The sequence below is a fragment of the Bdellovibrio sp. HCB185ZH genome, from assembly GCF_047302455.1.
Lineage (GTDB): Bacteria > Bdellovibrionota > Bdellovibrionia > Bdellovibrionales > Bdellovibrionaceae > Bdellovibrio.
The window spans coordinates 1,744,862-1,769,771 of record NZ_CP178624.1; the positions used below are offsets into that span (position 1 = coordinate 1,744,862).

Annotated in this window: 19 protein-coding genes; 7 read left to right on the plus strand and 12 right to left on the minus strand. The window is 46.0% G+C overall.

Annotated elements, in window-relative coordinates; all coding sequences use genetic code 11:
- Nucleotides 1–6 precede the first annotated feature (6 nt).
- Both ACLSU7_RS08575 and ACLSU7_RS08580 read right to left on the minus strand, forming a co-directional pair.
- A complete protein-coding gene (locus ACLSU7_RS08575) occupies nt 7–1,494 on the minus strand; it encodes a GGDEF domain-containing protein (protein ID WP_413295120.1) in 1,488 nt (495 codons plus the stop codon).
- Nucleotides 1,495–3,654, minus strand: a complete 2,160-nt coding sequence (locus ACLSU7_RS08580) for a sensor histidine kinase (protein ID WP_413295121.1) — start codon at nt 3,652–3,654, stop codon at nt 1,495–1,497.
- Nucleotides 3,655–3,802: 148 nt separating this feature from the next.
- Between ACLSU7_RS08580 and nadB the strand changes: the two genes are divergently transcribed.
- From nadB to ACLSU7_RS08595, 3 genes are all read left to right on the plus strand, one after another.
- Nucleotides 3,803–5,416, plus strand: a complete 1,614-nt coding sequence (nadB, locus tag ACLSU7_RS08585; RefSeq protein ID WP_413295122.1) for an L-aspartate oxidase — start codon at nt 3,803–3,805, stop codon at nt 5,414–5,416.
- A gap of 71 nt (nt 5,417–5,487) precedes the next feature.
- A complete protein-coding gene (locus ACLSU7_RS08590; protein ID WP_413295123.1) occupies nt 5,488–6,339 on the plus strand; it encodes an alpha/beta hydrolase in 852 nt (283 codons plus the stop codon).
- Complete coding sequence (locus ACLSU7_RS08595) at nt 6,339–6,926, plus strand: hypothetical protein (protein ID WP_413295124.1); 588 nt, start codon at nt 6,339–6,341, stop codon at nt 6,924–6,926. The genes ACLSU7_RS08590 and ACLSU7_RS08595 overlap by 1 nt, the downstream gene beginning before the upstream one ends.
- Nucleotides 6,927–7,165: 239 nt before the next feature.
- Here the strand turns inward: ACLSU7_RS08595 and ACLSU7_RS08600 are convergent, their stop codons facing one another.
- From ACLSU7_RS08600 to ACLSU7_RS08635, 8 genes are all read right to left on the minus strand, one after another.
- Nucleotides 7,166–7,726 carry a transposase gene (locus tag ACLSU7_RS08600; protein ID WP_413295125.1) on the minus strand — a complete coding sequence of 187 codons (561 nt, stop codon included), beginning with the start codon at nt 7,724–7,726 and terminating at the stop codon, nt 7,166–7,168.
- A gap of 317 nt (nt 7,727–8,043) precedes the next feature.
- Entirely contained in the window at nt 8,044–8,817 is a 774-nt protein-coding gene (locus ACLSU7_RS08605; RefSeq protein ID WP_413295126.1) for an SDR family NAD(P)-dependent oxidoreductase, read from the minus strand.
- Between the two features lie 3 nt (nt 8,818–8,820).
- A complete protein-coding gene (gene rnhA, locus ACLSU7_RS08610; protein WP_413295127.1) occupies nt 8,821–9,570 on the minus strand; it encodes a ribonuclease HI in 750 nt (249 codons plus the stop codon).
- Between the two features lie 56 nt (nt 9,571–9,626).
- Nucleotides 9,627–12,728, minus strand: a complete 3,102-nt coding sequence (locus ACLSU7_RS08615; protein ID WP_413295128.1) for a UvrD-helicase domain-containing protein — start codon at nt 12,726–12,728, stop codon at nt 9,627–9,629.
- Nucleotides 12,704–15,433, minus strand: a complete 2,730-nt coding sequence (locus ACLSU7_RS08620) for a PD-(D/E)XK nuclease family protein (RefSeq protein ID WP_413295129.1) — start codon at nt 15,431–15,433, stop codon at nt 12,704–12,706. The genes ACLSU7_RS08615 and ACLSU7_RS08620 overlap by 25 nt, the downstream gene beginning before the upstream one ends.
- A 6-nt stretch (nt 15,434–15,439) precedes the next feature.
- A complete protein-coding gene (locus tag ACLSU7_RS08625; RefSeq protein WP_413295130.1) occupies nt 15,440–16,561 on the minus strand; it encodes a hypothetical protein in 1,122 nt (373 codons plus the stop codon).
- On the minus strand, nt 16,562–17,572 hold the full coding sequence (locus tag ACLSU7_RS08630) for a hypothetical protein (RefSeq protein ID WP_413295131.1): 1,011 nt from the start codon (nt 17,570–17,572) through the stop codon (nt 16,562–16,564).
- A gap of 8 nt (nt 17,573–17,580) precedes the next feature.
- Nucleotides 17,581–18,675 carry a hypothetical protein gene (locus tag ACLSU7_RS08635; protein WP_413295132.1) on the minus strand — a complete coding sequence of 365 codons (1,095 nt, stop codon included), beginning with the start codon at nt 18,673–18,675 and terminating at the stop codon, nt 17,581–17,583.
- A gap of 189 nt (nt 18,676–18,864) precedes the next feature.
- On the opposite strand from ACLSU7_RS08635, the gene ACLSU7_RS08640 reads away from it, so the two are divergent.
- Entirely contained in the window at nt 18,865–19,614 is a 750-nt protein-coding gene (locus ACLSU7_RS08640; RefSeq protein WP_413295133.1) for a hypothetical protein, read from the plus strand.
- A gap of 70 nt (nt 19,615–19,684) precedes the next feature.
- On the opposite strand, the gene ACLSU7_RS08645 is transcribed toward ACLSU7_RS08640, so the two are convergent.
- Nucleotides 19,685–20,848, minus strand: a complete 1,164-nt coding sequence (locus tag ACLSU7_RS08645; protein ID WP_413295134.1) for a hypothetical protein — start codon at nt 20,846–20,848, stop codon at nt 19,685–19,687.
- 110 nt (nt 20,849–20,958) lie between these two features.
- On the opposite strand from ACLSU7_RS08645, the gene ACLSU7_RS08650 reads away from it, so the two are divergent.
- Both ACLSU7_RS08650 and ACLSU7_RS08655 read left to right on the plus strand, forming a co-directional pair.
- Nucleotides 20,959–21,519 (plus strand): hypothetical protein, encoded by a 561-nt coding sequence (locus ACLSU7_RS08650; protein ID WP_413295135.1) that lies wholly within the window; start codon nt 20,959–20,961, stop codon nt 21,517–21,519.
- Nucleotides 21,520–21,603: 84 nt separating this feature from the next.
- A complete protein-coding gene (locus ACLSU7_RS08655; RefSeq protein ID WP_413295136.1) occupies nt 21,604–22,263 on the plus strand; it encodes a hypothetical protein in 660 nt (219 codons plus the stop codon).
- Nucleotides 22,264–22,318: 55 nt separating this feature from the next.
- On the opposite strand, the gene coaE is transcribed toward ACLSU7_RS08655, so the two are convergent.
- Entirely contained in the window at nt 22,319–22,912 is a 594-nt protein-coding gene (gene coaE, locus ACLSU7_RS08660; protein WP_413295137.1) for a dephospho-CoA kinase, read from the minus strand.
- A 65-nt stretch (nt 22,913–22,977) separates the two neighbouring features.
- Between coaE and ACLSU7_RS08665 the strand changes: the two genes are divergently transcribed.
- Nucleotides 22,978–24,882 (plus strand): protein kinase domain-containing protein, encoded by a 1,905-nt coding sequence (locus ACLSU7_RS08665; RefSeq protein ID WP_413295138.1) that lies wholly within the window; start codon nt 22,978–22,980, stop codon nt 24,880–24,882.
- The last annotated feature ends 28 nt before the right edge of the window (nt 24,883–24,910 follow it).

The window sequence follows — 24,910 nt, forward strand, 5'->3', positions numbered from 1 at the left end:
CTAATCCTATTCAGCCGGAACTTCGAATTCAGGCTTGTGACTATCTGGGGCTTTATACAAACAGATTTTGTTTCCGCCCTTATCCGCGATATGAGCCAGGGCTTTCGCTGCAGTTTCATCCAACGTCTTGGCAGAGTCGCACAAGGAAGGATATTCGCTGACACCCAGGCTGATAGAGATCTTCATTCCTTTGTCCAGGAAGGAGCTTCCCTCAACCACGCGACGAACACGCTCGGCTCTTAAAGCTGCACCCTTTTTAGAACAGTGAGGCAATACCATCGTCAACTCATTCGCTGCTGTTCTATAATTCGTATCGTTCGTACGGCTGGATTTTGCTATGACTGTTGCGAGAGATTTAAGCAACTCATCTCTCACTGCTTCACCCAAAGATGATTCAATCTCATAAAAATCATCCATTGAGATCTTCACAATCGCTAATGGCTGCTTCAAACGACGCGCACGGGCTACTTCTTCTTCAATGATCTTAACGTAGTGATTGCGATTATAAAGCTCAGTTACGAAATCTTGGACTTCTAGCGCGTCGACTTTCTTTTCCAATACAAAATTGGAATAGCAAAGATTGAATAGGGTGTACTCATCTGTCAGCTGGGCTACAGCTTTGCTGTCCATGCCACCAGAATATACGAACAACCCTTCCAGATGGGCGTTGCCATAAAGAGGTATCGCCTTAGGTGGGTTTAAATGAAAAGCTTCAACCAGCATTGCAGAGAATTTGGCTGGCAATAATCCCATCGCCAGCAAAGAGCCCAGGTCCTTCATCTCATCCGTCGTCAGCTGCGAACCCACGCCTTGAATTTGTGCGGCATCAATGCCGTTTGCGTGAGTGGCAACGAAGCTACGAACCGAAGGAAGAAATTTAAAGAACAAACAACGGGAAGTGGAAATCCCGTTCAGAAATCTTTGAATCATGTCCTCTTTACTTTGGGCTGAGCGATACTCCGCAATGCGCATAGGGAACGAAGGACGAGCTGCCGCCTCTTCTTGATGCTGCAGGTTTTTGGCAGCAGCTGCTTGAACATCTTCCATTTCTTTCTTGGTTGCTTCCAAGTCTTCAAAGAGCTGTTCATTTTGGAAGGTCAGATACATTTTTTCACAAGCACGATCTACAGACCATAACACGCGGGATTCAAGTGCTGCCGCCTCGTCTGAGATGACATCCATGAAGCCAAAGCTTTCATACTGTTTTAAAATTTCAAACTGGCTTAACGAAGAGATCGCAATAAAACGAATTTCGTCGTTGATCTTTTGCACATGAACGACAAAATCGCTCAGCGCTCCTGCCAATGTGGCTGTCGAGAAAACCAACAGATGCGGAGGCGTATCGTTGAGGCGTTGTTCAAGTTGTTCCGGATCATGAATGAAGTACGCATCATAGCCAGCCTGTGAAAGATGAACTTTCATAGCTGCGCCCTGATCCACATCGGATGTGAATACATAAACGGTAAATTGAGAACTATGATCGCGTATTTCCAATTACGTCCTCTTTCCAGGTCTGCGAATTTCGACCTGATAACCATCTGCTTTAGATTTCTTTGTCGGCGCAGGGGCACTTGGTGCATTGACCAAGTTTACTGGCGTGAATTCATCATCAACCGGAGCTGAGGATGCGATGACCGTGCGCTCTTCAGAAGAGTTGTCGACAAAATCCAAATCGGGCGCAGATGGTTTAGAATCATTTTCTTGAGTGGGTTTTACGGCCTCGGTTTCATCGGTCTGCTCGACCGAACCCGCTACTACCGTGGGCTCATCAGGCATTTCGAAAAGCTTATCGAGATTTACATCCAATGGAGAATGAGTGCCGACAGAAGATTTCATTTTAGCCTCCAGGAATTCAGTCTCGGCTTCTTCACGGTGAGGAGACTCTTCTTTCAATTGCAAGACTTCGCCTTGAATTTGGATTTTTTCTACAACAGGCGCCACTGGAGCCACGGGTGCCACCGGAATCGGCGTCACTTCATCCGACTTCGTCGTCGGCGCTTTCATCACACTGACGGATTGCTGTTTTTTAAATGTGATCATCACCTTTGCGCCAAACCCACGTTGCGAAGTCACTTTCACTTCTGCATTGTGTTCTTTCAAAACACCAAAGGCGGCTGATAATCCCAAGCCCATATGATTTTTAAAAGAGCGTGTCGTAAAGAACGGATCAAAAATCTTGGAGAGATTTGCAGAATCGATACCCTCACCAGAATCTTCGAAGGAAAGATTAATTCCCGAAGCATCTTCGTAAAGATCGATCTTGATTTCTTTTTTCGGCATGCGCTCCATCGCTTCGATGGAATTTGTCAGAATGTTTTCGAACGCTTTAGTCAAAGCATCTGCATGCACATCCACTGCTGCAGTCTCTTGGATATTACGAACCAGCTTGACGCCTTTGTTCTGCAACTCCCCTTCCAGGTTTTTCAATGCGCGAGCCAAAGGACCTTCCACTTTCATGGAATTTTTTTCTTTGATCTCTTCACCAGCGTAACCCAAAAGTTTATTGATGATTTCACGAGCCGCACGAGTTTCACGCAAGATTGAATCCGTATTGTCGACAATCTCGCCCTCGGGATGTTTCGCTAAAATCATTTGCGAATACCCCAGGATCGAGCTTAAAGGTCCGCGCATCTCGTGCGCTAATGCTGAGGCCACGCGCATGGAAGTTTGCACTTTTTCATTTTGCGCTGTCTCTGGATCTGCGACGACAGTTTTTTCAACTGCCGGGGCAGCTGCCGCTTTCTTTTGGGCTGCGACCAAATCTGTTTCTAATTTTTCAATTTTATTTTCTGCTGGCGCCACAACCCACAACACGGCCGCCAATCCCACCAACACAAGTCCCAAGCCCATCAACAAGAACTGCCACCACAATCCGGTGCGACCCTTCAAAGCTTCGGTCATCGGTGCAGAGCTTAGAACCCACAAATTTGTCTGAGGCACTTGCTCGAACATTCCGTAAAGTTTTTGTTTCGCACTGACATCAACAACACCACCACCGTGAGTGGCTCCACTTTTCGCGATCTCTCGGAACATCGGATCATCGCGCATCACCGTTCCCAGGTATTCCGGAATCGTGTGACCGACCGTCAGTCCATTTGTCGTAACAATCGAAAAAGAACTCAGACTGCCGCGCTCGGAATCGATTTGTGATTGAAAAATTTCACCCGAACTGAAAAGCGCATAACCACGATTCCCCTCAATAACAACCACCGCCACGTAACGCCCACGGTTGGTGTCCTGAAAAGGTTTGATGAAATATTTTAAATCACCGGTGCGATTTTCAATTTTCCCCAACGCCGCTTTTACGAACGTATTGTTCCAGTTAGAGGCTTTGGAATTGTCTCTCGTTAGTAAAACTTGTGGCTCAATGTCGGAACCATTGACTGCGACGGAGGCTACTGCGTAATACGGGGCGATCGCCGACCAGTTGATTCTGTTTTTTTGAAAGTTGTCGGCGTTGAAAGTGGCTGTCAGTCTTTGCAGGGACTTCAGTTCGCCCCCCAAAGAACGAGAGATGGAACTGATCTGCGTGCGTGTTTGTGCCTCAACCCAATTCATGCGATCGCCGTAAACGAAGCTATCTGTTCGCCACAAGACCGCGCCAATAAATAGCGCCGCCACCGCGATCAACACTGCTAGGAGTTTCACTTTCATCAGAGCTGTTCCTTCCTGTCACAACCTAAACTCACCGCGTAGCTATTTCACATGTGAGTCTTTGATTTCATTGTAGATTTATTAATTGGCAAGAATCAAGCAAGACTCCTTTGCCAAAGGCACTAAAAGGCACTAGAAAGGCAGCATTATGAGTACCCACCGCAGTGACGTTTTGATTATCGGCTCTGGTTCCGCCGGCCTCGCTTTAGCTCTGAAAATGGCTTCGCATGGTAAAGTGATCGTGCTTGCTAAAGAAAAAATGACCGATACCAACTCCTCGATGGCTCAAGGTGGAATCGCTGCCGTGATGTCGGGTGAAGATAGTTTTGAAGCCCACATTCAGGACACATTGGTCGCTGGAGCAGGTCTTTGCAAAGAAACTGTCGTTCATAACTACGTCCATCAAGCCCCTGAACGTATTGAGGATTTATTAAACTGGGGTGTTCATTTTGACCTTCGCAAAAAAGGCGGAGAAGAAACTGACGAGATCGATTTGACGCGCGAAGGCGGGCACAGTTTTCGCCGTATTTTGCACTTCGAAGATCAGACGGGTTTGGAAATTCATCGCACTCTTTTGGCCCGCGTTCGGGAACATGAAAACATCACCCTGCTGGAACGTTTTAACGCCATCGACTTGATCGTGAACAAAGAAGTCGATCCCAATGACATGGCCCCGGTAACTTGCATCGGCGCCTATGCGTTGGATAAAAACACAGGGGAAGTGCACACTTTTGTAGCAAAAAACACAGCACTTGCCACGGGTGGCGCTGGTAAAGTCTATCTCTACACTTCCAATTGGAGTGGCGCGACGGGTGACGGTATCGCCATGGCTTTCCGCGTGGGTGCACGTATCGCGAATTTGGAATTCATGCAGTTCCACCCGACTTGTCTATTCCACCCAAGCTCACGCAACTTTTTGATCTCCGAAGCTTTGCGCGGTGAGGGCGGCGTTTTAATTGACGCTAAGGGTGAGCCCTTCATGCACAAATACCATAAGCTTGCTTCCCTTGCTCCGCGCGATGTTGTCGCCCGTTCGATCGATAAAGAAATGAAGCGCACGGGTGCTGAGTGTGTGTATCTGGACATGACGAAATTGGATTCCGAATTTTTGCAACAACGATTCCCAACGATTCATGCGAAGTGCATGGAGCTGGGAATCGATATGACCAAGCAACCCATTCCTGTCGTACCTGCAGCACATTACTTGTGCGGTGGCGTTGTGACCGATGAAAACGGTCGCACCGATATTCCAGGCCTGTGGGCTATCGGCGAAACAGCTTGCACGGGATTGCATGGCGCGAATCGTTTGGCGTCCAACTCACTTCTTGAGTGTTTGACGACAGCCCATAACTGCTCAGAACAAATCAAATCGGGCGCAGGTAACAATGAGTTTTTCCCAGTGGAACCCAAAGCCTGGACTCATCCAGAGGAATCCAATGACGACGAAATGATCGTCATCACGCACATGTGGGAAGAGATCCGTCGCCTGATGTGGAACTATATGGGTATTGTTCGTTCAAACAAACGCCTGGAACGCGCCCAACATCGCCTGGAAAATATTCTTTCAGAGCTTAAGGGTTATTACTCCAACATGAAAATTCACTCTGACATTCTGGAGCTTCGAAACATTGCGATCGTTGCAAATCTGTCAGTGGAGTGCGCCCTTCGCCGCCAGGAGAGTCGTGGCATTCACTACAATATCGATTTCCCAGAGCAACAAGACCCTCCACACGACACGATTGTGGTGCGGGGTTTGATCTAGACCTAAAACCGGGCCCCGAAGGTGAAAAGAAACCTTGTTTTCATTCGGGGCAAGCGGCAATCTAAATTCATATGCTGAAAAGAGAAGAAGGCTTCTTCAAAGGTTTCGACAACACTAATCTCTTCTTTCAAGTTTGGGATAATCCCAATGCGAAGGGCACGATCATTTTGACTCATGGACATGGCGAACATTCAGAATGTTACCATCGTCTGTTTGAAGCTTTCAAAGATGACCAGTGGTCTTTTTATGCCTGGGATCTTCGTGGTCATGGTCGTTCGGAAGGGCGTCGCGGTTACGGTGAGCATTTTGATGATTACTGTCGTGATCACAAAATCTTTTTAGATAAAGTTTTGGCGATTGAAAAAGTTAAAAAAGGCCCGGTAGTTCTTTATAGTCACTCGATGGGTTCTTTGGTGGAGATTAAAACTTTACTGCAAAATCCCGACATCAGACACGATGCCTTGGTTATCAGCGCTCCCCTTTTAGGATTGTCGATGGAAGTTCCTTTGGTGAAATCTTCCGCAGCTTTCTTGTTGAATAAGATTTTGCCCAAGCTGACTTTGGGTAATGAATTATCCAACAAATCTTTAACCAGCGACCCTGAAGTAATTCGTGAATACGAAAATGATCCTCTTCGCCATACGAAAATGTCCCCTGGAGTTTTCGTCGGCATGTTGGAAAATTGGGAGTACGTCAGACCACGTGCTAACGAAATCAAAAAACCTGCGTTGTTCTTGCTTCCGGAAAAGGATCCCGTTTGCAGCACACCAGAAGCTTTGAAATTTTATGAAAAGCTTGGCAGCAAACGCAAAGAGATCAAAGTTTACCCTAATGCTAAGCATGAGATCATCAACGATGTGATGCGCGAAACAGCTTTTGCTGATATTAAAAGATTTCTGGATAGTATTTTGGAGTCCCGTTAATGAAATATATTTTAGCTTTAACATTGTTGCTTGCTGGTTGCGCTTCTTACGAAGTGACTTCCACAGGTCGCGCTCTGCGCACTGAGAATCAATATTTTGAAACGGTGGAAAAATATTCGGACCGTACCACGAAGTACTCGGGTCTTTACAACGTTTTGGAAATGCAGGCGACGTTGCTAAATTCAGCGGTGACAGAAGCGCAACTGGATCAATTGACTCGTTTTTATCAATGGGAAGATTCCAAATTCAGCGCTGAAAAAGCAAAACGAGAAACAAAGCTCAGCACAGAAACAGAATTCTTTTTAAGCTTTTATACGCCGGAAAGAAAGAACGACGACCTGCAAAAAGATACGACGTTATGGAGAACGTTCCTGGATGTGGATGGCAAACGTTATGAAGGCAAAGTCACTCGCAACAAAGCCGCGTTGGCAGAGCTAATCAGCCTTTACCCGACTCACAACCGCTTTTACACTGCTTACAACTTGAATTTCCCCGTCCCCGTGAAAAACATCGAAGGCAAAGAGATGAAAGTGACAATCACCGGGCCTTTGGGATCTGGGACTTTACACTTTAATAAAACGAATTAATGAAAATGGGGACTGTGATGTCCCCTTTTTTTATCGGCTTCCCCAAAGACTTCCACAGACGTAAATACATCTATTCTTGTGATCTTGCATTCTATTCCAATGAGATATCTGATACCTCGCTCACTGCAAATGATCAACACTCCCCGATTCGGTTTTAAGTTTGCCGATTGATGCGCCGATGGACGAGGAGACGAATCTCACTCTACGGCCACATTCGATATCACGATCGATTCATAAAACTAAATCCACAACTCCCGTAACTGTGCTTCACGTAGTCCGCGCAATCGTGTCTTGGAGTACGGTCTTCCTGCGGCTTCAAGTTCGTTCAATTGAATATAATCCCGCACGATTTTATATGACTGAAATCCCTTAACCACTCTGGAAAACGGACGATATTTCCATACTTTAACACCTTCATGCTTCCGGCTGAAGGTATCGGTCAACACCTGCGCGAACTGCCCCGCCACCACCCGAAAAAAACTTTGTAAACCGGATCTTCGGGAGCCACGCAATAACAAATGAATGTGGTCCGTCTGAATGGAAAACTGCTCGACCTTAACATGAAATCTGCGAGAATATTTTTTAAGAAGAATATTAATCAATCCAAAGTTTCTCGGATGTCGAAGTCCATTTTTCACAGCGGCCTTATTCACTTTGAAAACTAAATGCAGTGGATCTTTGGTGGATAGGGGTCTTGCGCAGCGACCATGCGACGATTTGCGAAGAGCTCCGCCATGACAGTAACGATGCTTCCAATGAGTGTTTAATACCGAAAAGGTTTGCTGTCTTGCGTGCTTCATACTAGCTCCCATTGAGCGGGATTAAATTCGAATCGAATCGATTCGATTCGATTCGATGACCGATACCCCGATAATAAGGATGAAGTGCAATTTTGATTCTTAATTTCGAAACGAGTATGTTGATCTTGAGGCTTAGGCCCCATCGTATTTCGGACGTGACGTGAACCGTGGGGAACTCGCTGTCGACATTCACGCTCAAGTGAAGCAACTACCTATTTATTCTATAGTTCAAACACGTCCTCCCAAAAATGCATGGTTTTCGGTGAGACATAAAGAACCTTTGGTCGCAGACCATACGAGCGTAGAACCACGAATCCCTAGCGGCGGAAGCGGCGAGAGACTTCGAAATCGAACAATGGCTTTGCGAATTTGGCTGCCTTTAAAGCCCAGCCTGTCATTCCTGAAGGCTCTAACACATCTAAGTCGTGCAGAATCGCTTCGCGGATCATTTTCACGTATTGAGCAGGTGAGATCGTTTCGTTGGGGACTTCCATGTTTTTACTGAAAACGTCGACCACTTTTTCGAACATGCGAGTTTTAATTCCCGGTGTGATCAGAAGCAATGTCGACACCCCTGTATCCTTTAGTTCCGCACGCAAACACTGCGTGAAGGCCACGACAGCGGCTTTTGAAGCCGCGTACGTCGAGTTTGAAGGGAAATACATGTAAGCGGCAACACTGGAGTTGTTGATAATCTTACCGCGTTTACGCGAAAGCATTCCTGGCAACAGACCGTGAGTGAGTTGAACCAAACTGTTCACATTGACTTGCATCATCTCGTAGATTTCATCAATCGATTGAGTTTCTAACAGCCCGCCCGTCAATTGACCGGCGTTATTGAAGAGAATATCGATCTGCACGTCCTGAAGCTTTTTAAGCAACTCCGAAACAGCGGCGCGATCGCCGAGATCTGAAATCCAAACCGTGACAGACTTTGCACCGGCAGCGTTAAGCTCTGCGACCAGTTCCGGGTCCTCTTTACGAATAACAATATGTACGTGAGCTTTATCTTCGGCGCACATTTTTGCAAAAGCGCGACCGATACCTCTATTTGCCCCTGTGATAAGTATATGTCGGTTTGAAATTTCCATGACCTATCCTTCTTTGATCGGTGTGCTGACCGGAAGGCCCCAGGATTTGAGAATCTCTAACTCATCCTGAGCCGAAGTGGATTTTTTAAATTTTGCCCCGGATTTACCGCTGACTCGTTTTTGACAAGACGGCCAATCACGATGACGGTACACCAGTCCACCGATACTGCTTAAATAACTGAAGGCCGCTTTTTTCTCCGTTGGAGATTTAATCTCGGGCAACGAATGATCTGCGGGAACTTCCAAAATGTTGATGGGATAATTTTTAAGACTGCCTGAATACAAATCAATATAATCGTTTTTAGAAAACGCCACCGCAATTTGATCGCAGCGCTCATTTCCTGGAATACCCACATGACCGCGGCTATAGCGCCAGTCCACTTTATTGCTGGTACCGCGAGCAGAAACAACCTGACCTAACTCTTCCCACAATTCCCGATTGGAGACCTCGGCGCCTTCAGCTGTTTTCCAGCCGCGCTTTTTCCAACCGAAGATCCACTGCGTGATACCACGAATAACATAGGTGGAGTCTGTATAAAAATGCACAGGTCCTGGGATTTCAGAAACAAACTTCAAAGCCTCGATTGTGGCTTTCATCTCCATGCGATTATTGGTGGTCGCTCTTTCGCCGGATCCCAACTCAGTCACTGTGTCGTCAGGTAACAAAATGACCGACGCCCAACCACCGGGACCAGGATTTCCAGAACAAGCACCATCAGAAAAAATTTGAATATAACCGCGATTGTTTTTCACACCCTGATCGTGACGACCAGCTCCTGCAGAGTCAACTGCTGGACGGCCGCTTCATATCAGGGCTGACTAATATACTCAGCAATCTGTGACTTCATACGCGTGTTCAGCTCTGTCAGCTGCGGAATTTCCTTGATCTTGACGATTTCGTCCATCGGATAAACCACAGCGAGCTTCACAGATTTCACGCGATCCAGATACTTCATGCGATATAAAGCCCAGGCATAGGCTTCCAATTGTTTAAATGCAGTTTCTGAATATCGCTGAGAGCCCGTTTTGTAATCCACCAACCAAACGGTGTCATCAACGATACCCCACAAATCGATCTGACCCTGCATTAATGCATTTTGTTCCATCAGCGCAAAGCCCCACTCAACGAAACCATTTTCAATGATTTTCAGAAGGGGCAGTTGTTCTGTTTCGGCCAAGAACGTTAGGGGTGCCTTCAAATCTTCATCAGAAATCTTCAAAAGATCGTCGTACGATGTGAATTTCAACGCTTCAAACAAGCGATGGGCCGCCGTTCCCTGTTGAGCACGGCCAAGACCTTCCGCCATCTTCTCCATGGATGGAGTGTACTCAGAATTAGAATTGGCATTAGCACCAGATGCGGTCTCCGGAGCGACTAGTGCTGTAACTGAAATGTGTTTGCGCTTTTCGGTTTTGTGATTTACTGACCACGGCGCACGCAATTCTTTATGCTCAAGCTCTTGATCAGCCATTTTTACTGGCTGAGGATTTTCCCGGCGCACCACATAGGAGAAATCAGCTTCCTCGTGGAAACCTTCTTCGATATTCAAGGGACACAGAGCGGCCCAGGATTTTTTACCGATCTTTTTCTCGTCCCATTGCAAAGTCACTCCGGACTTTGCACGAGTCAAGGCCACATACAGAACACGGTGGAACTCGTCACCTTCACGGCGGCGCAGTTCTTCCATGATCTGATCAGCCAAAATACTACCCGCTAGCATTTGCGTGTCTTCGTCGCGGACTTTCAATGTCCACTGACCCGTTTTTTCATGGAAAGAAATCACTGGGGCGAAACTTGCGCGCGGGTCTTTACCCATACCAGGTAAAATCACATGCTCGAACTGCAAACCTTTCGAGGCGTGCACGGTCATAAAGTTCACTCGTTTCGGTTCAATCACCGGAGTTGCATCGGAATCTTCGCCACCTTCATCGGTCGACAAAGAATCCAGACTGCTATCCAAGAAATCCAGGAAATTAAAACCAGGCCGACGCTCTTCTTCGCTTAACAAGGAAACAACTTTCCATAAATTTGCTTCGCGACGACCAGTGGAATCGATGCGGGCGGAATAATCAAAAAGACCTAAATCAATCAAGGCACTTTTCAAAGTGAAAGACAGACCTTTTTCTTCGCTGGTTTCCAGCAAAGATTTTAAGATAGAAAGCGGATGTTGAGCGGATCTGCTTTCTAGCGTTTTTAGAGCTTCTCTCCAGAAGGAGTGTTTAAAGCTATGGCAAAGATCCATGATCTCGGTATCGGTCATGGCAAGCCAAGGCGAACGCAACAACGCCACAAAGTTGGCATTATCATGGGGGTTCACCAGAAATTTCAAAATCGACAATGCATCCAAAACTTCACGACGCTCATAAAAACCGCTACCGCTATGAAGTTGCAATGGCACACCATAATCTTGCGCAACTTTTGCGATGTCAGACAAAACCTTATGGGTTCTGGAAAGTACGCAGATCTGTTCTGGCGATACGCCCTCGTTCAAAAGCTCCTGAATGCGAGAGACGGTTCCAAGATATTCTTTCGAAACATCGTCTTCGGCTGTGGTTTCAGTCACCAGAACCTGCACCACAGGATCTGCAGGACCTTTTTTCTCTTTCTCAGGGTGAGGAGTCATGGAAGCAAACTGTTTGCGATCCAAGCGCGTAAAGTAATGATTGAAAAACTCCAACACTTCGGGAGTCGAACGATAATTCACCAATTTTTCTTGAACATCACCATCTTGCAGAGAGATTTCATTTACTTTTTCCTGGAAGACTTCAGAACGAGCCCCCCGGAATAGATAAATACTTTGCTGAGGGTCACCGACCACAAAGTGAAGTTTACTGCCAATCAGGCTGCGCAAAATTTCTACTTGAATCGGGCTGGTATCTTGATACTCATCGACCATCCAGAAATCCCACTCCTGCGAGAAGTTTTCTGCAGATTCAGGGGATTCTTTGATGATTTTATAGCTTAAAGTTTCAAGGTCAGACATGGAAAGCAATCCGCTTTCCAATTTCTGTTGCATCAAATCCTGACAGAAAAGCCGTGCCAGAGTTTCAAACTGCTCGCAGTTCTTTTGATGTTTCATCCAGTATTCCGGACGATAGCGGGACGCTTCTAATAACTTGTCGATGCGATCGCGAAGCTCTTCAAGCTCCTCATTCAAACTGCCGCTGAAGGGCGGAGATGTCTTGCGGTACTGAGGTTTCGTGATCCCATCCCACATTCCCTGCAACATTCCAAAGAATTGCCCTAAATCTTGTGCATCCCAATTAAAAGACCACAGATTTGCGACGTATTCTTTCCACTTTTCGTTATCAGTTTCCTGATCGATTTCAAGACAAACGCGTTTTAAACGACCGCCAATGTCTTTAATAACTTTGCGGGTTTCAGCTTCTTGTTCTTCAGCGGTTATAAATCGCAACTGCGGAAAGACGATTCTTTCCGAGAAATACCGCATCAATGCATTTTCTATAACGCTGAATTCGTACTCTTCCAGCAACTCCTGCAAATTTGGATTTTCCAGGATGTGCTTGCGCATGATCTTACGAGCGCCTCTGCGAATCTCACTGTCGCTCATGATTTTATAATCAGGGGTGAGGCCAATCGCGGAACCATAGCGGGATAAAAACAGACTTAAAACACCGTGGATCGTAGAAATCTGAACTTGCGAGCGGGAGTTCGCATAATGGAAAAGCTCATCGCTTTTACGTTTCAAAGCTTCTGCGGAAAGACGTTCTTTTAATTCTTGAGTGGCCTTACGGGTAAACGTCGTCACCACGATACGTGGTAACTTGCCATGTACTGTTTTAAAATAGGCAGCATAATCCAGGAACAACTCGGTCAATCGAGTGGTCTTACCGGCTCCGGCACCTGCGCGAAGAATCGTGTTTTTTAATTGAGGTGCGGTGCTCGACACTGTCTTCTCCATTCACACGAGGTGCAAATTTGCGTATCCACTGGGACGGGACGAATCTCTCCCAGACGAATGCGCTCTAAGGTTGTCATCAAAATTTTCGAGAACTCAGTGAGGTAGAGTTCCTTCGCCTCCAAAGTTGCGTTTTTGTCTTTGGTGCGAGTTGCAGGATAAAGCCTGCCAGCCTTGTCGTTTACGCGGAAACCTTTGCGATCAAAGGTACGGAAAATATAATAAAACAATCCAATGACTTCGCCCTTCATTTCTTCCATCAGGGATTTTTCTATCACCCACATGTAGAATAAAAGTTGCAGTTCATTGTTTTTTAGCCACGAGCCGTGAGCGGAAATCCCGCCCGCAGAACTCTTATAATCCAAAAGCACCAGGTGGCCGTCATGATCTGTATCAACGCGGTCAATCGAACCAGAAATCCGGAAGGCCCCGTCGCTGGCTTCTTTGGTGAGGGTTTCACTTTTTGGATCCAGATAAAATTCAAAACGTTTTTCGCGCGCCAGAGTTTTTGTAAGATTATATTCCTGGCGCCAGGTTTTTTCAAAATCCAGGAATCTTTGTGCCAGTTGTACGTGCTTTTTTCGAAGCGGCAACCACAGGCGCTCATCCGCAAACAACATGTTTTTGTCTTTGCGAACTGATTCCAGAATTTCTTCAATCTCCCCCGACTGCCAGTCAAAGCGCATCGGCTCTTGAGTGAGCTTTTCAAACAAGGCATGGGCCAGTTGTCCGCGAGTGCGGTGGTCCACATCCAGATCTACCTCGGGCAGGTCTTTGAGTTTAAAATATCTTTGGGCCGCGAAAATAAACGGACATTCCAGATAACTTTCAATGGCCGAGGCTGAAATGCTTGGGAGCTTTTTAATTTCTGCCAACGGCAAATCCGCTTTTCCAAGATCCAATTGAATCTTGTGCTCAATTTCAGCTTTACGATTATCAACCCAGGCTCTGCTGGCACCTTGCTGAGAATATTGAATTTCATCCCAACGAGTTTCCAGTGGCACCGTTATGGTTTCATGTGCATGCTCCTCATTTAAACTCATCCAGAATGTGGATGGTGAGCAAAGAGTGCCGGATAGATCTGTTCCACCGAAGCAATAGATATCATGAACCGAATCAGCTTCGGCCAAAAGTTTTAATTCAAAAGCCAGATCGCTTTGATCCGGATTATCCAGATAAAAACCAATGTCTTTCGCAAGATCAAAATAATCAGAACCCGACAATTGAGTTTTATTGCGAGACTTTAAAGCCTCATCCGTCAGTCCCACGAAAATGCGATAGCGAGCTTTCTCGCTGTAGGCTGACATGAGTTTTGTCACCAGAACGCCAGAGGCCTCGCCTTTTTCCAGGCTGTATTCTTTGGCGGCGACGATGCTTTCAAGATAGGAGAGCCATTCTTTCCAGATGAGTTTGGTATTCGCAGTCGCATTTTGCAAAAGTTCACGTAATACGATTTGCACGACTTCGGTATCAGAGGAACTCCAGAAACTTAAAGCCTTACCAACAAATTCATCGCGCACCACGGGACCGCTTAAATCAATCTGCTCGAAATAAATTTTATGTATCAGTTCGTTGCGGGCCAAATCCTCGTTCACGTACAGGCTTTTAAACAAAGCTTTGAAATCTTCATAACGAAGCGCTTGAGATTCATGCTTTTCAAAGAATGAGATTTCCAAATCCGATGAAGACAAGCGACCACTCTTTGCACGCAATGTTGCCAACCAACGAGTGGCCGATGGCAAGCTTTGGATTTTGTGAGTGATATCTTTTTGAACAGGAATGCCTTCCTCTTTTAAGAAAGCTTGCAGCACGGGCCAGTACTGCTCGATATCAGGAGCAATCACCGCAATGTTGTCAGCAGGAATCCCCGCCTCCAACCATTTACGAACTTGCCCCACAGAGTTTTTAATTTCTGCAAGCATACCCGAGAAGCGAAGTACTTCTTTGGTCTTAGTCACCGCTGAAGCAGGCTGAAGTTTTTTAATAGAAGAACTTTGCCCACGCAAATCTTCATACGGGCGCAACAGGTATTTAAATTCTTCCCGCCATACCGGTGTTGGTTCTAACACAACAACGTCGATCGAGCGCGACAGAGTTCTTAAAATCTCGGCCTCGACTCGGGAGATCTCGCCGCTTAGATCCACGATCAGTGGAATATCCCAAACTCTTTCAAGGTCATTGAAATTTTGAAGATAAGACGTAATCCAGCCAGCTGTGATGATGTTGTATTTTTCTAAAAGCTGAATTGCGCAGAAACGTGCGCGGAGATACCAAGCTCCCCACCGATTTTTAGCTTCAGGATGCTCCTCAAACCAATCATTAAGTTTCTGCGTGCCCTCGGGATGGAAAATGATCGCTGCTAATTGATCAATATACGAAAAGACTGTGTCTTCTGCGGAAGAATTCACTCCCAAGGCTTCGGCGTTTTCATCTAAGATTGTGCGCAGAATGGAACGCGCGAAGGGATTACTTACCAAGCGCAAACGCGGTTCCAGACGTTTCAATAATAACTTCCACAAATCACTGGCACGCAAAACAGATTCATCGACGTATTGGCCGTCACGAGCCAAGATCTTTTGCTGCAATTCGAATTTGGTGCGCAAATCAGAAACCAGCCAAGACTGTTCTCGTGGATTGTATTTGGCAAATAGCTCGTTGATCTGCGAGCGATTGTCGATTGGGACTATTTGTAGCATCAAGGTTTACCGGCGTTGTTTTAGTTTCCGTCTTTTACCCTGATTATCTGTGAATTTAAAGTCTGCATCAAAGGCTAAATCGATGCCAACGCTGATCATATAACGATTATCTGCTGCTTGGCCCGGATAGGCCCCAAGTTCCTCGGTGTAACTTACAGCATCAATGTGAAAAATAAATAAATTTATACCCACGCCATAGCTTAAATAGCCCTGACTGTACCCGGCACGTAAATCAAAAACGGGTAAAGAAATCTCAGCTCCAAGGTGGAGCTTTTTACCCGCTTCAATATCGGGCTCGAGCAAATGGCGCACTTCACCACCTGCGGAAACATCCAAACCTGGTAAATCCAGAGTGACGCCGGCACCCAAAATCAGATTTTGTGTAATGTGAGGAGGCGCATCATCTCCAGCGGTTTTTCTAAAAGCGGTGTTACCCACGTCCTGCCACACCAACGCAACAGTGGGCTTCAGCAAAGGAAGATCCACAGTCGTCGCCAACGCCAGATCGACACCGTAAGCCTGCCCCTTATCATCGAAATAGGCACCGATATCATTAAAGTTACTGGCGTTAGAAACATCGGTCATACTTAATTCTTGTTTTACTCCACCCCAACGATCCACTCGCTTTAAAGAGGTGCCAAGGTACGTGCCCGGCGCGATGTTGATAGCATAACCAAGATAATATCCAACATCCTGCCTAAAATAAGTTTCGAATTGAGGGTAAGATGGATTGTGCAACTCTAATGATGTTTCGACGTCATTCAAATAACCGATCGCAAAATTGCCAATGGCGATCGCAGATTTTCCTGTTCCTTGCACCCAAACACGCTTACCAAATAGCGAATTGTAAGTGCTGGAATCGTTAGGATCGAAATTTTTCAAGGCATCAATGTCTTCTTGAGACAAAGAATTCAAACTAATTCCAATTTCCGCGGCCTTAATGTCGACCCCTTGAACTTTACCTAGCGCTGCGGGATTGTAAAACACCGCATCCGCTCCGTTCACGAATGGAACATACACTCCCCCCATTCCCAAAGAACGAGCATTGCGGGCAAATTCCGTTAATGACTGCGCCAAGGACGTGGTTGAAATCATCAAGATGAAAAGCAAGGATAAGGCGCGCATCATCTAAGGCGCTCCTGGGATAGACGTGGTTGGACAACACAAATCACCAGGGATTGGCGGAGTGAAGGTTCCACTGCCGATAAACGCAACAGAGTTAGTAATGCTACATGAACCAAATCCAAAATCTGTTGAGTCCATCATGAATCTCATCGCATAAACCATCTCAGGACTGACAGATGCAGGAGTGGTCATCGTGGCACAGCTTGTAGCTGCTCCCGTTATTGCTGTCATCGCATCATCGCAAGCATCACTTAGATCACCGATAGCACCAATTGTCGTACCACCGCCCAGGGCATCAGTTAATGAAGCCATGTTTTCCAGGATTAAACCCAAACCTGAAGCCACACGCTTGATATTTGCGGTGCTCATGTACTTAGTTTTTCCTGCTGGTGGTAAACCAAACGTATCACGATAGAAAGTTGCCCCAGGAATCGGAGTCGGTGCATCTTTCCATTTAGTCAAACTACCTGCGCCGTCTTCATGGCAAACAGTTGCATCTGCGTCCATCGCTCCGTTATGATCCCCAGAATCCAGTTGCGCTGAAAGATTTGTTCCAATTCGAGCTACACCCAGAAGGGCGAGGAATAGATTTTCATTCGCAGTTCTTTGAGCTGCAGTACCAATTCCCTGCAAAACCCCGATCGCCAATTCACAAGAATCCGGATCGACGGTTTTTCCTCCCCAGATACCCATGAAATATTTAAACATTTCTGTGGCGGAGTTATTAGTCATACCTTGAATAAGATCAAAGAAAAGCAAGCCGCATTTCCCCGCGTAAGCCGATGCAAGAATCATTTTTACATCACGACGAGCTTGATAGGTTGCTGACATTTTGCCAGTGATAAGATCAATTGTGGAGTCCCACTCCATGTCATCCAAATCATTTTTGGCATCAATGAAATACGCTTCATCCGTGTCCTTATTGGACATCTCAGATAATACATTCTCGGAACCACAAGAAGTTGTGATCGACAATGTCATTATTAGAATAAAGATGCGCGTAAATATCTTCATGCCCTTCCTTAGAACCTGAATGAGAACTTCATATTGTATCTGCGGTCTTCTTTGGGTGAACTAGCGGTGCCGATTTCTTCGCCGTAACTGGCGAACTGCCATTGCCAACGTTCTGATGCGACTTCTAAGCCTGCGGTCCAATACCTTTGATTATAACCTGCGCGAGCAAAGAACACATCGCCGAAGTTCATTTCGAACCCGGCATGGATCAATTTGGACTTATCGTCTTCCTGACCTGATGTTAATAAGCCACGGTATTCAACCGTCCATGATGAACGTAAGTAATTTGTGTGTATCGGAAATAACGCCGCTGCAATGTCCAGATCCTGCTCTACCAATTTGGGACGATCTGTAGTTGCTGAAGTCGACTGACGGAATGAATCCATTTGATTAAAGCTTGTACCACCCACGTCGTGCACAACTGCTGTGACTGTCGGGAGATACTTCCAAGGAGCTGATAGCATCAATGCCACATCCGTCGACAAACCCACTCCGGAATTTGCGATATCTGAATAGGTCATGGAGCCTGCCGAGCTCAATGTTCTGTTATCTACTTCAATACGGTCGACAAGTTTTGTATTGAAGCCCAACTTTACTCGCCCGTCGAAAAAGCGGAAGTTAAAACCTAATACCAGAGCCAAGTCACTGCGATAGTAAGTATCGATGGTGCTGCCATCGGTACTCATCTGTGCATCTAAAAGGTAGTTATTATAAAGACCAATACCGAAATTTCTCATCACCAGAGAGGGAAATACCTGTCCCTTGGCGTGATAGTACTTATCGCGATTCGCATTCAAGGCATCTTTGACATCAGATAGATTAAAAGGATTGGAGTAAGCGCTATCAGAATACATAGACATGGCATTGGCATTCAGCTCTAACTCGGGATCGAAAATAGTGCCGTAAGTATCACGCAATTTTCCCAGGGCTGCCGGATTCACGATCAATGCCGTTTCGTCATTCACGACCGCAAGACAAGCACCACCCATGCCTTGGCAGCGAGTGCCTGTATAGAAAGAACGGCGCTCCGCCGCGTTCACATCAAAGGCGAAGGCGATCATCAAGAATATTTGAATGAGGGCGATCCACAAAATCCGTTTCATAGTTCCATCCACTCGTTAAACTCGCGAAAAATTAAAATTTTTCGTCAAAGTTCTTATCGGTCGGGTTCAGCCTCACATTGAGACGTCTCAGAAAAATACGGAGCAAAGTCCAGTGTTAAGCCCCCCGCTGAAAGTCCGATAAGTAATCATAAAGCAAATAATCAGGTCTACGTCCGAGGAGTTTTTGCGATGGTTCATTCAAAGTTTACAGCGCTTATTGCTGGTCTTGGTCTTGCGGCAACCCTAGTAGGTTGTAGCGCTCAATCTGACAAAGATAAATTAATGGAAGCCCAATTCTGTCTAGATGAATCCACGTCGGCCACTGCGCAGTCGTGTGTTTCTTCAATCGCTTACATGCAATCTTCGCAAAGCTATGCACTTCAGTGCGCAGCAGGCTTTATTGCCAGCGGGGTGACGACGCCGGCGAACTTGTCACAAGCTTTGGACTCAATTTCAAATAGCAGCAATTCATCTGTCGCTCTTTTGAGCGCTCTGAATATGGGCGACGTTACGTTGGCTTCAGAGACTGCTGACTACTGTTCAAAGTCCGGTCAGGTTGGTTTCTCACTTTTAGGTGCGATGGCAAAGAGTGCGACCTCAATCGCAAGTGCCGCGTCTTCACTGGGGTTGGGATCTTGCAGTACAGATATCTCTCAGTGTGATACTTCTCAGCTTGAGAGCACTATCGAGGAGATTCAAAAAACATTAAACAGCGATCCAGGCGCCACTCTTAGTGTTAGTGAAGCTGAAGCTGCCGTGGAAGCTGTAGCAAGCTCTATCCAGACTGTTTACACAACAACTTGCGGTTCTGGTTCTGCAAATAAAGACATCTGCGACCCCATTCAAAAAGCTATCACGGATGCTGGAGTTGATATTACCGATCCGAATCTTGACCTCGTCGCTTTAGGCAAAGAACTTCTATCACAATGGAAACCTTAATTTATAGGTCTCCAAAAATAAAAAAAACCCACATTCCAGTGGGCTTTTTTATTTCCGATTCACGTCAGAATTAAAAATCTAAACTTAAACGAGTACCATACACACGGCTTTCCACCGGCGTATTGATTGTTCCCACATTGTTGGCATAGCTGACCAAATCTAAATTGAAGATTCCTAATTCTGCAGACACTCCAGCCGTCCAGTAACCTTGGCTGAAACCTCCACGATAGTGTCCTCTCCACCAACTATAAACAGTCCAGTCAAATTCAACACCCGCATGGCTTCCTTTCATGAAAGACCAACTTGGATGACCGATATCGCGAACGTCAAACACAAAGCGACCACCAAAGATCCATGCACGAGGAAACTCGAACTTGGAGCCCACATCAAGAACACGATAGTTCTTTTCAGGAGTCCCGTAGATTTTCTTTTCATCTACAGTGGATGTTTCGTCCTTTTTAATTAGCTTCAAAGAATTATTGAATCCTGTCTCAGCGATATTGCGTGCAACTAAACCAAATGTAGGTCGCACGTACTGTAAGAAGGAGAGAAATCCTTCACCTGGAATTTCTGGCGTCCACAATAAACCTAAGTCCGCATCAATCGTGTAACCTTCAAGCATATCATCTTTTTTTACGATCTCGTCGCTGGCTGCAAGGTCTACAGCACTCAAAATTTTACTGTAGAATCCACGATTCACAAATTTGCCCGTGATACCCCACGACAGACGGCCATGGTCCAACCAATTTAGATCGTTACCATACGATAGCGCCAAAGTCGTATCTGCATACACGGTGGTGTACATGCTGGGACCGATAGTTTGGTGATTTTGAATCTCCATAGATACATCGGCGGGGATAAACGCAATACCCCATTTCGGGCGAACCCAAACACCTTCCATCGGTGTCAGGCGCAATGAATACACATCACCGTAATGGCGTTGAATCAACTCAAGATAAGCTTGTTGCTTTTGCTGGTCAGTTTGATTGGATTGTTCAATCTCACTGTATTCATCATAGAAATCTTTAGCACCAGGTGTACCTTCAACTCCCAAAGATAAATTGATCTGACCTGATTCCCGACGGGCCAAACCTGCCGGATTATAAAAAATCGCCGTGTAATCATCCGCTACCGCTGTAAAGGCATCACCCATACCCAAAGCGCGGTGCGATTGGTAGGAGTGGTGAATAGTTGTACTAACTGATTCAACCATCTCCGCGCGAGCGGAGTTCATGAAATGAAAAGAACAGAGTGTGGCCGAGAGGAGAAGAGATCCTCTTTTAAACATATTTTGTCTCCAATTTACTTTTACAAAGATTGTAGACGTAAATTATACTTTTGCTTATGAAGGTTTATATCCCTATCTATTTTTTGACCTTGGTCTTGTTGTGTAATGTGAGTCACGCGGCCCCGACTGCGACGACAACACTGGACACTCAACCGCTCTCTGGTGAAAGTGACCCCTACTTATCAAGCAAGGCAGCTCCGTTGCGCACACCCGCTCCAACTTGGCAGCTGGGAATTCTGGGCGGATTTGCGGGGGGTAACTTTTTAGAAAGCGACGAGTGGCCTCAAGGACCCAACTTTGGATTGCGCTTTGCAAATATCGAACACGAGCGCGCTGTGTGGGACCTTCATTTCTCGTTAGAAAAAGATAATATCATAGGCGTCTTTGCCGCCCGCCGCTGGCACATCGAAAATGACCGCTTTAACCCCTATGCCCGGGTAGCCTTGGGTACTTATTTGGATCCCGATGCAGAACTTGCAAACCTGGTTGAAATCAAGCGTTTTCGCCTGCGTGGTGGCGTCGGTTTTGGCGATCCATTCTTTTTTGAATTCGGCGCAGGCATCGCTGTGGTCGGCCCCGACCTTTATGCGTTACTAGGCTATAATTTTAACTTCTGACTGCTCGCTTCATAGGCAGGAATTGTTGCCTCCTGCCCTATCCGTTGATAGATCCTGACCTGCATTTACAGCAAAGGATCTGATATGAAACACATCGTTTTTGCACTCTCAATGATCGTTGGTTTTTCCGCTATGGCTTCAGGTTTGGGCGAGCTTCGCGGCTTGGGCACACTGACGGCTTCTTACGATCAATTCAATGGCAAAAAAACTGTTCGCAAGTATGAAAACTGCAAAATGGCGATGAACTTAAAACGTTCCGCGACTTCATTGACGATGGATTTCGCTGTGATTGATTGCCTTGCGACGAATGATTTCTTTGGTACTTACTACATCAAAGGAAATAAATTGGTTGATGAAAAAGGCAAAGTGAAAGGCCAAGTCCTTGCTGACGGCACTTTCCAAGTGACAGAAAAATCTTCTCGTATCGTAAAAGGTACAATGACTGAATATCAATTCGGTGGAGGCTTCCCTCCAGAACCTGGTGCTCCAGGTAACGGTGGCAACTTCCCTGATCCAAGAAACCCACACCGCTGTGTTCCTGTTGTTCGTAAGAACAATGTGGAGCTGAACAAAGTTGTAACTTACAAAATCAAACAACTTGAAGATCGCACTTGGAAAGTTCAACGCGCGACAAGCGAAGATCAACTTGCTTGGGGTAGCAAAAGCGGCCGCGGTGGTTGCCCAGGGACTTCTTATAAAACCAAATTGGGTTCAACGACAGACATCAACGTGATTCTAAAATAAATAAAAAAAGGGAGACTTAGTTCTCCCTTTTTTTATGCCCAAAAATTTCAAAAATTTAAAGCGCCTTTAACCACAAATCCAAGCGCTCAACTTCCTTCAGCAAATGCTGCTCGTCGCGATTATTCTGCAAAACGAAATCAGCCTCCGACTCTTTACTCGCAATAGGAATTTGCGAAGCAATACGCATCTCGATTTCTGACTCCGTCAACTGATTACGACGCAAAAGACGCTCCTTCTGCTGATTGCGAGTGCAAGACACCACAACAATTTTATCGAAATTTTTCTGCGCATGAGTTTCAAACAAAAGCGGAATATCGTAAATCGCAAGCGGCGTGTTCATGTCTTCCAATGTCTGACGACGACGAGAGATCTCTTTTCTAATCAAGGGATGAGTGATCGCTTCCAACGCCTGCAGGCGATCGGGATTTCCGAAAACGATCTGACCGAGCTCTCTGCGGTCCAGGTCACCGTCCGGCAATAGTACATCACCGAATTCCTGGACTATAGCCTTAAGTCCAGTTGTACCAGCGCGAACAACTTCGCGAGCCACTTCGTCGGCGTCTATAACGTTATAACCGCGATCTCGGAGCATGCGACTGACTGTGCTCTTGCCACAAGCTATACCTCCGGTCAGTCCTATCCATTTCATAGCCAAAACTCCTTTAGCTGACTATTTATTTTACCGATACTCCATGCAAAGGGGAACATGATTTCATGTCTCAAGCTGTAGAACAATTCGGTAAATACATTCTATTAGAGAGAGTTGCCGCCGGCGGTATGGCCGAGGTGTATCTTTCTAAGTCTACTGGCGCTGTAGGCGTAAATAAGTTTGTAGCCATCAAACGAATCCTTCCCCAGTATTCTGATCACCAAGAATTCATTGAGATGTTTAAGGAAGAGGCGAAAATCGCCGTCAACCTGAATCATGGTAACGTTGTCTCAATTTATGACTTCGGTGTCGAGAGAAACCAATTCTTCCTCGTAATGGAATTTGTGGAAGGTCGCAACCTTCGCCAAATCCTGAATGAACTTAAAAAAACAACGACATCATTCACGATCGAACAGATCGTCTACATGATGAAAGAAGTGGCTGCGGGTCTTGACCATGCTCACCGTTGCATTGACGGTACAACAGGTCGCCCTTTGAATATCGTTCACCGCGATATGAGTCCACAAAACATCATGGTAAGCTTTGAAGGCGAAGTTAAAATCATCGACTTCGGTATCGCTAAAGCTGAAACCCAAATTGAAGCAACTAAAGCTGGTACTCTTAAAGGTAAATACGGCTACATGAGCCCTGAGCAAGCGGACGGTCAAAACATCGACCCGCGCACAGATATTTTCTCGATGGGTATCGTATTGTGGGAGCTATTGGCGAACGATCGCTTGTTCACTTCCAACAGTGAAGCGGCGATCTTGCGTAAAATTCGCGAGTGCCAAATCCCAAGCATCCGCAAAATCAATCCTTCCGTTCCTCCGGAATTGGAAAGAATCGTAAATAAAGCTTTGGCTAAAGACCGCAGCCTTCGTTATCAAACAGCTGCTTCTTTGCACCGTGATTTGAACAGATTCTTGAATACACAGTATCCAGAGTTTTCTCCTCAGGATTTCTCTGTCTTCATGAAAAATGCTTTCTCGGCGGCGTTCCTTGAACAGCGTCGTAAGCAAGTTGAATTTGCTAAAATCCAAGCGCAACCCACTGAAGATAAAACAGTGGTTACGCAAACTGATACCCGCATTCCACCTCAGAATGTTCCAACTCCCCCAACAGGAGCGGCGAAAGATGAGGATGGCAATCTGGATATCGATACGTCCACTGATATCCGTGTTTCTTTGAGCGAACTTAAAACTCCGCCAAAGCCAAATACACTAAGTGGTCATACTAAAACGATGACTCACACAGGAACGTTGAATCGCGGACCGAACTCAGCATCGGCTGTTCGTTCTGGCACGAATTCATCGATCTTGTATCGCAAATCCAGTAACGCTACGGCTTGGGTTTTACGTGGTGCAATTGCGATCGCTGCCCTTGTGGGTGGCTACTATGCATTGCAAAACTTTACTTCCAAGAATCCTGTGAGCGAGCAAACAGGCATGCGTCCTGTGCACACTCCACCAACTCCTACGCTTCCACCGGCTAATGGCAAAGCCATGGTAGTTGAAACTCCTGCTTCCACAGCACTTTATACCGTGTCGATTTACAGTAATCCGCCGAAAGCGCGCATTGTGATCGATGGCGAAGACACGGGTGAGTTCACTCCGCACAGCATGCAAAGAAAGGCAAATACTCCTTTCAGTCTGCGCTTGGTGAAAGAAGGCTATACAGATTTAGTAACGACGGTAACTCCGACTTACGAGGCGTATTCATTTACTGGTACTTTACAAGTTCTTCCAAGAGTGGCATCAGTGTTCATCAACATCGTGAATGGTGGAGCTAACTCAGAATTAAGAATTGCGGGAGTTCCAGTAGCGATTCGCCCTTCCAGCGAAGGTTACACAATTCAAGCGGAAGTCGGCGTTAAGATCCAGGCTTATAACAAAGTCACAGGTCTTTCTGCTGAAAAAACAGTAACTATTCCGAATAATCAAAAGCAGACGGTTGAGCTTTACCTGAAATAAAGCTCTGAACCCAGAGATTAAGCAACTT

Bases quoted from the DNA above. Each gene is read 5' to 3' on its own strand.
- ACLSU7_RS08605 (WP_413295126.1), bottom strand. From the start codon at position 8,817: ATGGAAATTTCAAACCGACATATACTTATCACAGGGGCAAATAGAGGT.
- ACLSU7_RS08635 (WP_413295132.1), bottom strand. From the start codon at position 18,675: ATGAAACGGATTTTGTGGATCGCCCTCATTCAAATATTCTTGATGATC.
- ACLSU7_RS08600 (WP_413295125.1), bottom strand. From the start codon at position 7,726: ATGAAGCACGCAAGACAGCAAACCTTTTCGGTATTAAACACTCATTGG.
- ACLSU7_RS08580 (WP_413295121.1), bottom strand. From the start codon at position 3,654: ATGAAAGTGAAACTCCTAGCAGTGTTGATCGCGGTGGCGGCGCTATTT.
- ACLSU7_RS08665 (WP_413295138.1), top strand. From the start codon at position 22,978: ATGTCTCAAGCTGTAGAACAATTCGGTAAATACATTCTATTAGAGAGA.
- ACLSU7_RS08625 (WP_413295130.1), bottom strand. From the start codon at position 16,561: ATGATGCGCGCCTTATCCTTGCTTTTCATCTTGATGATTTCAACCACG.
- nadB (WP_413295122.1), top strand. From the start codon at position 3,803: ATGAGTACCCACCGCAGTGACGTTTTGATTATCGGCTCTGGTTCCGCC.
- ACLSU7_RS08630 (WP_413295131.1), bottom strand. From the start codon at position 17,572: ATGAAGATATTTACGCGCATCTTTATTCTAATAATGACATTGTCGATC.
- ACLSU7_RS08640 (WP_413295133.1), top strand. From the start codon at position 18,865: ATGGTTCATTCAAAGTTTACAGCGCTTATTGCTGGTCTTGGTCTTGCG.
- ACLSU7_RS08645 (WP_413295134.1), bottom strand. From the start codon at position 20,848: ATGAACTCCGCTCGCGCGGAGATGGTTGAATCAGTTAGTACAACTATT.
- ACLSU7_RS08655 (WP_413295136.1), top strand. From the start codon at position 21,604: ATGAAACACATCGTTTTTGCACTCTCAATGATCGTTGGTTTTTCCGCT.
- coaE (WP_413295137.1), bottom strand. From the start codon at position 22,912: ATGAAATGGATAGGACTGACCGGAGGTATAGCTTGTGGCAAGAGCACA.
- ACLSU7_RS08620 (WP_413295129.1), bottom strand. From the start codon at position 15,433: ATGCTACAAATAGTCCCAATCGACAATCGCTCGCAGATCAACGAGCTA.
- ACLSU7_RS08650 (WP_413295135.1), top strand. From the start codon at position 20,959: ATGAAGGTTTATATCCCTATCTATTTTTTGACCTTGGTCTTGTTGTGT.
- ACLSU7_RS08595 (WP_413295124.1), top strand. From the start codon at position 6,339: ATGAAATATATTTTAGCTTTAACATTGTTGCTTGCTGGTTGCGCTTCT.
- ACLSU7_RS08590 (WP_413295123.1), top strand. From the start codon at position 5,488: ATGCTGAAAAGAGAAGAAGGCTTCTTCAAAGGTTTCGACAACACTAAT.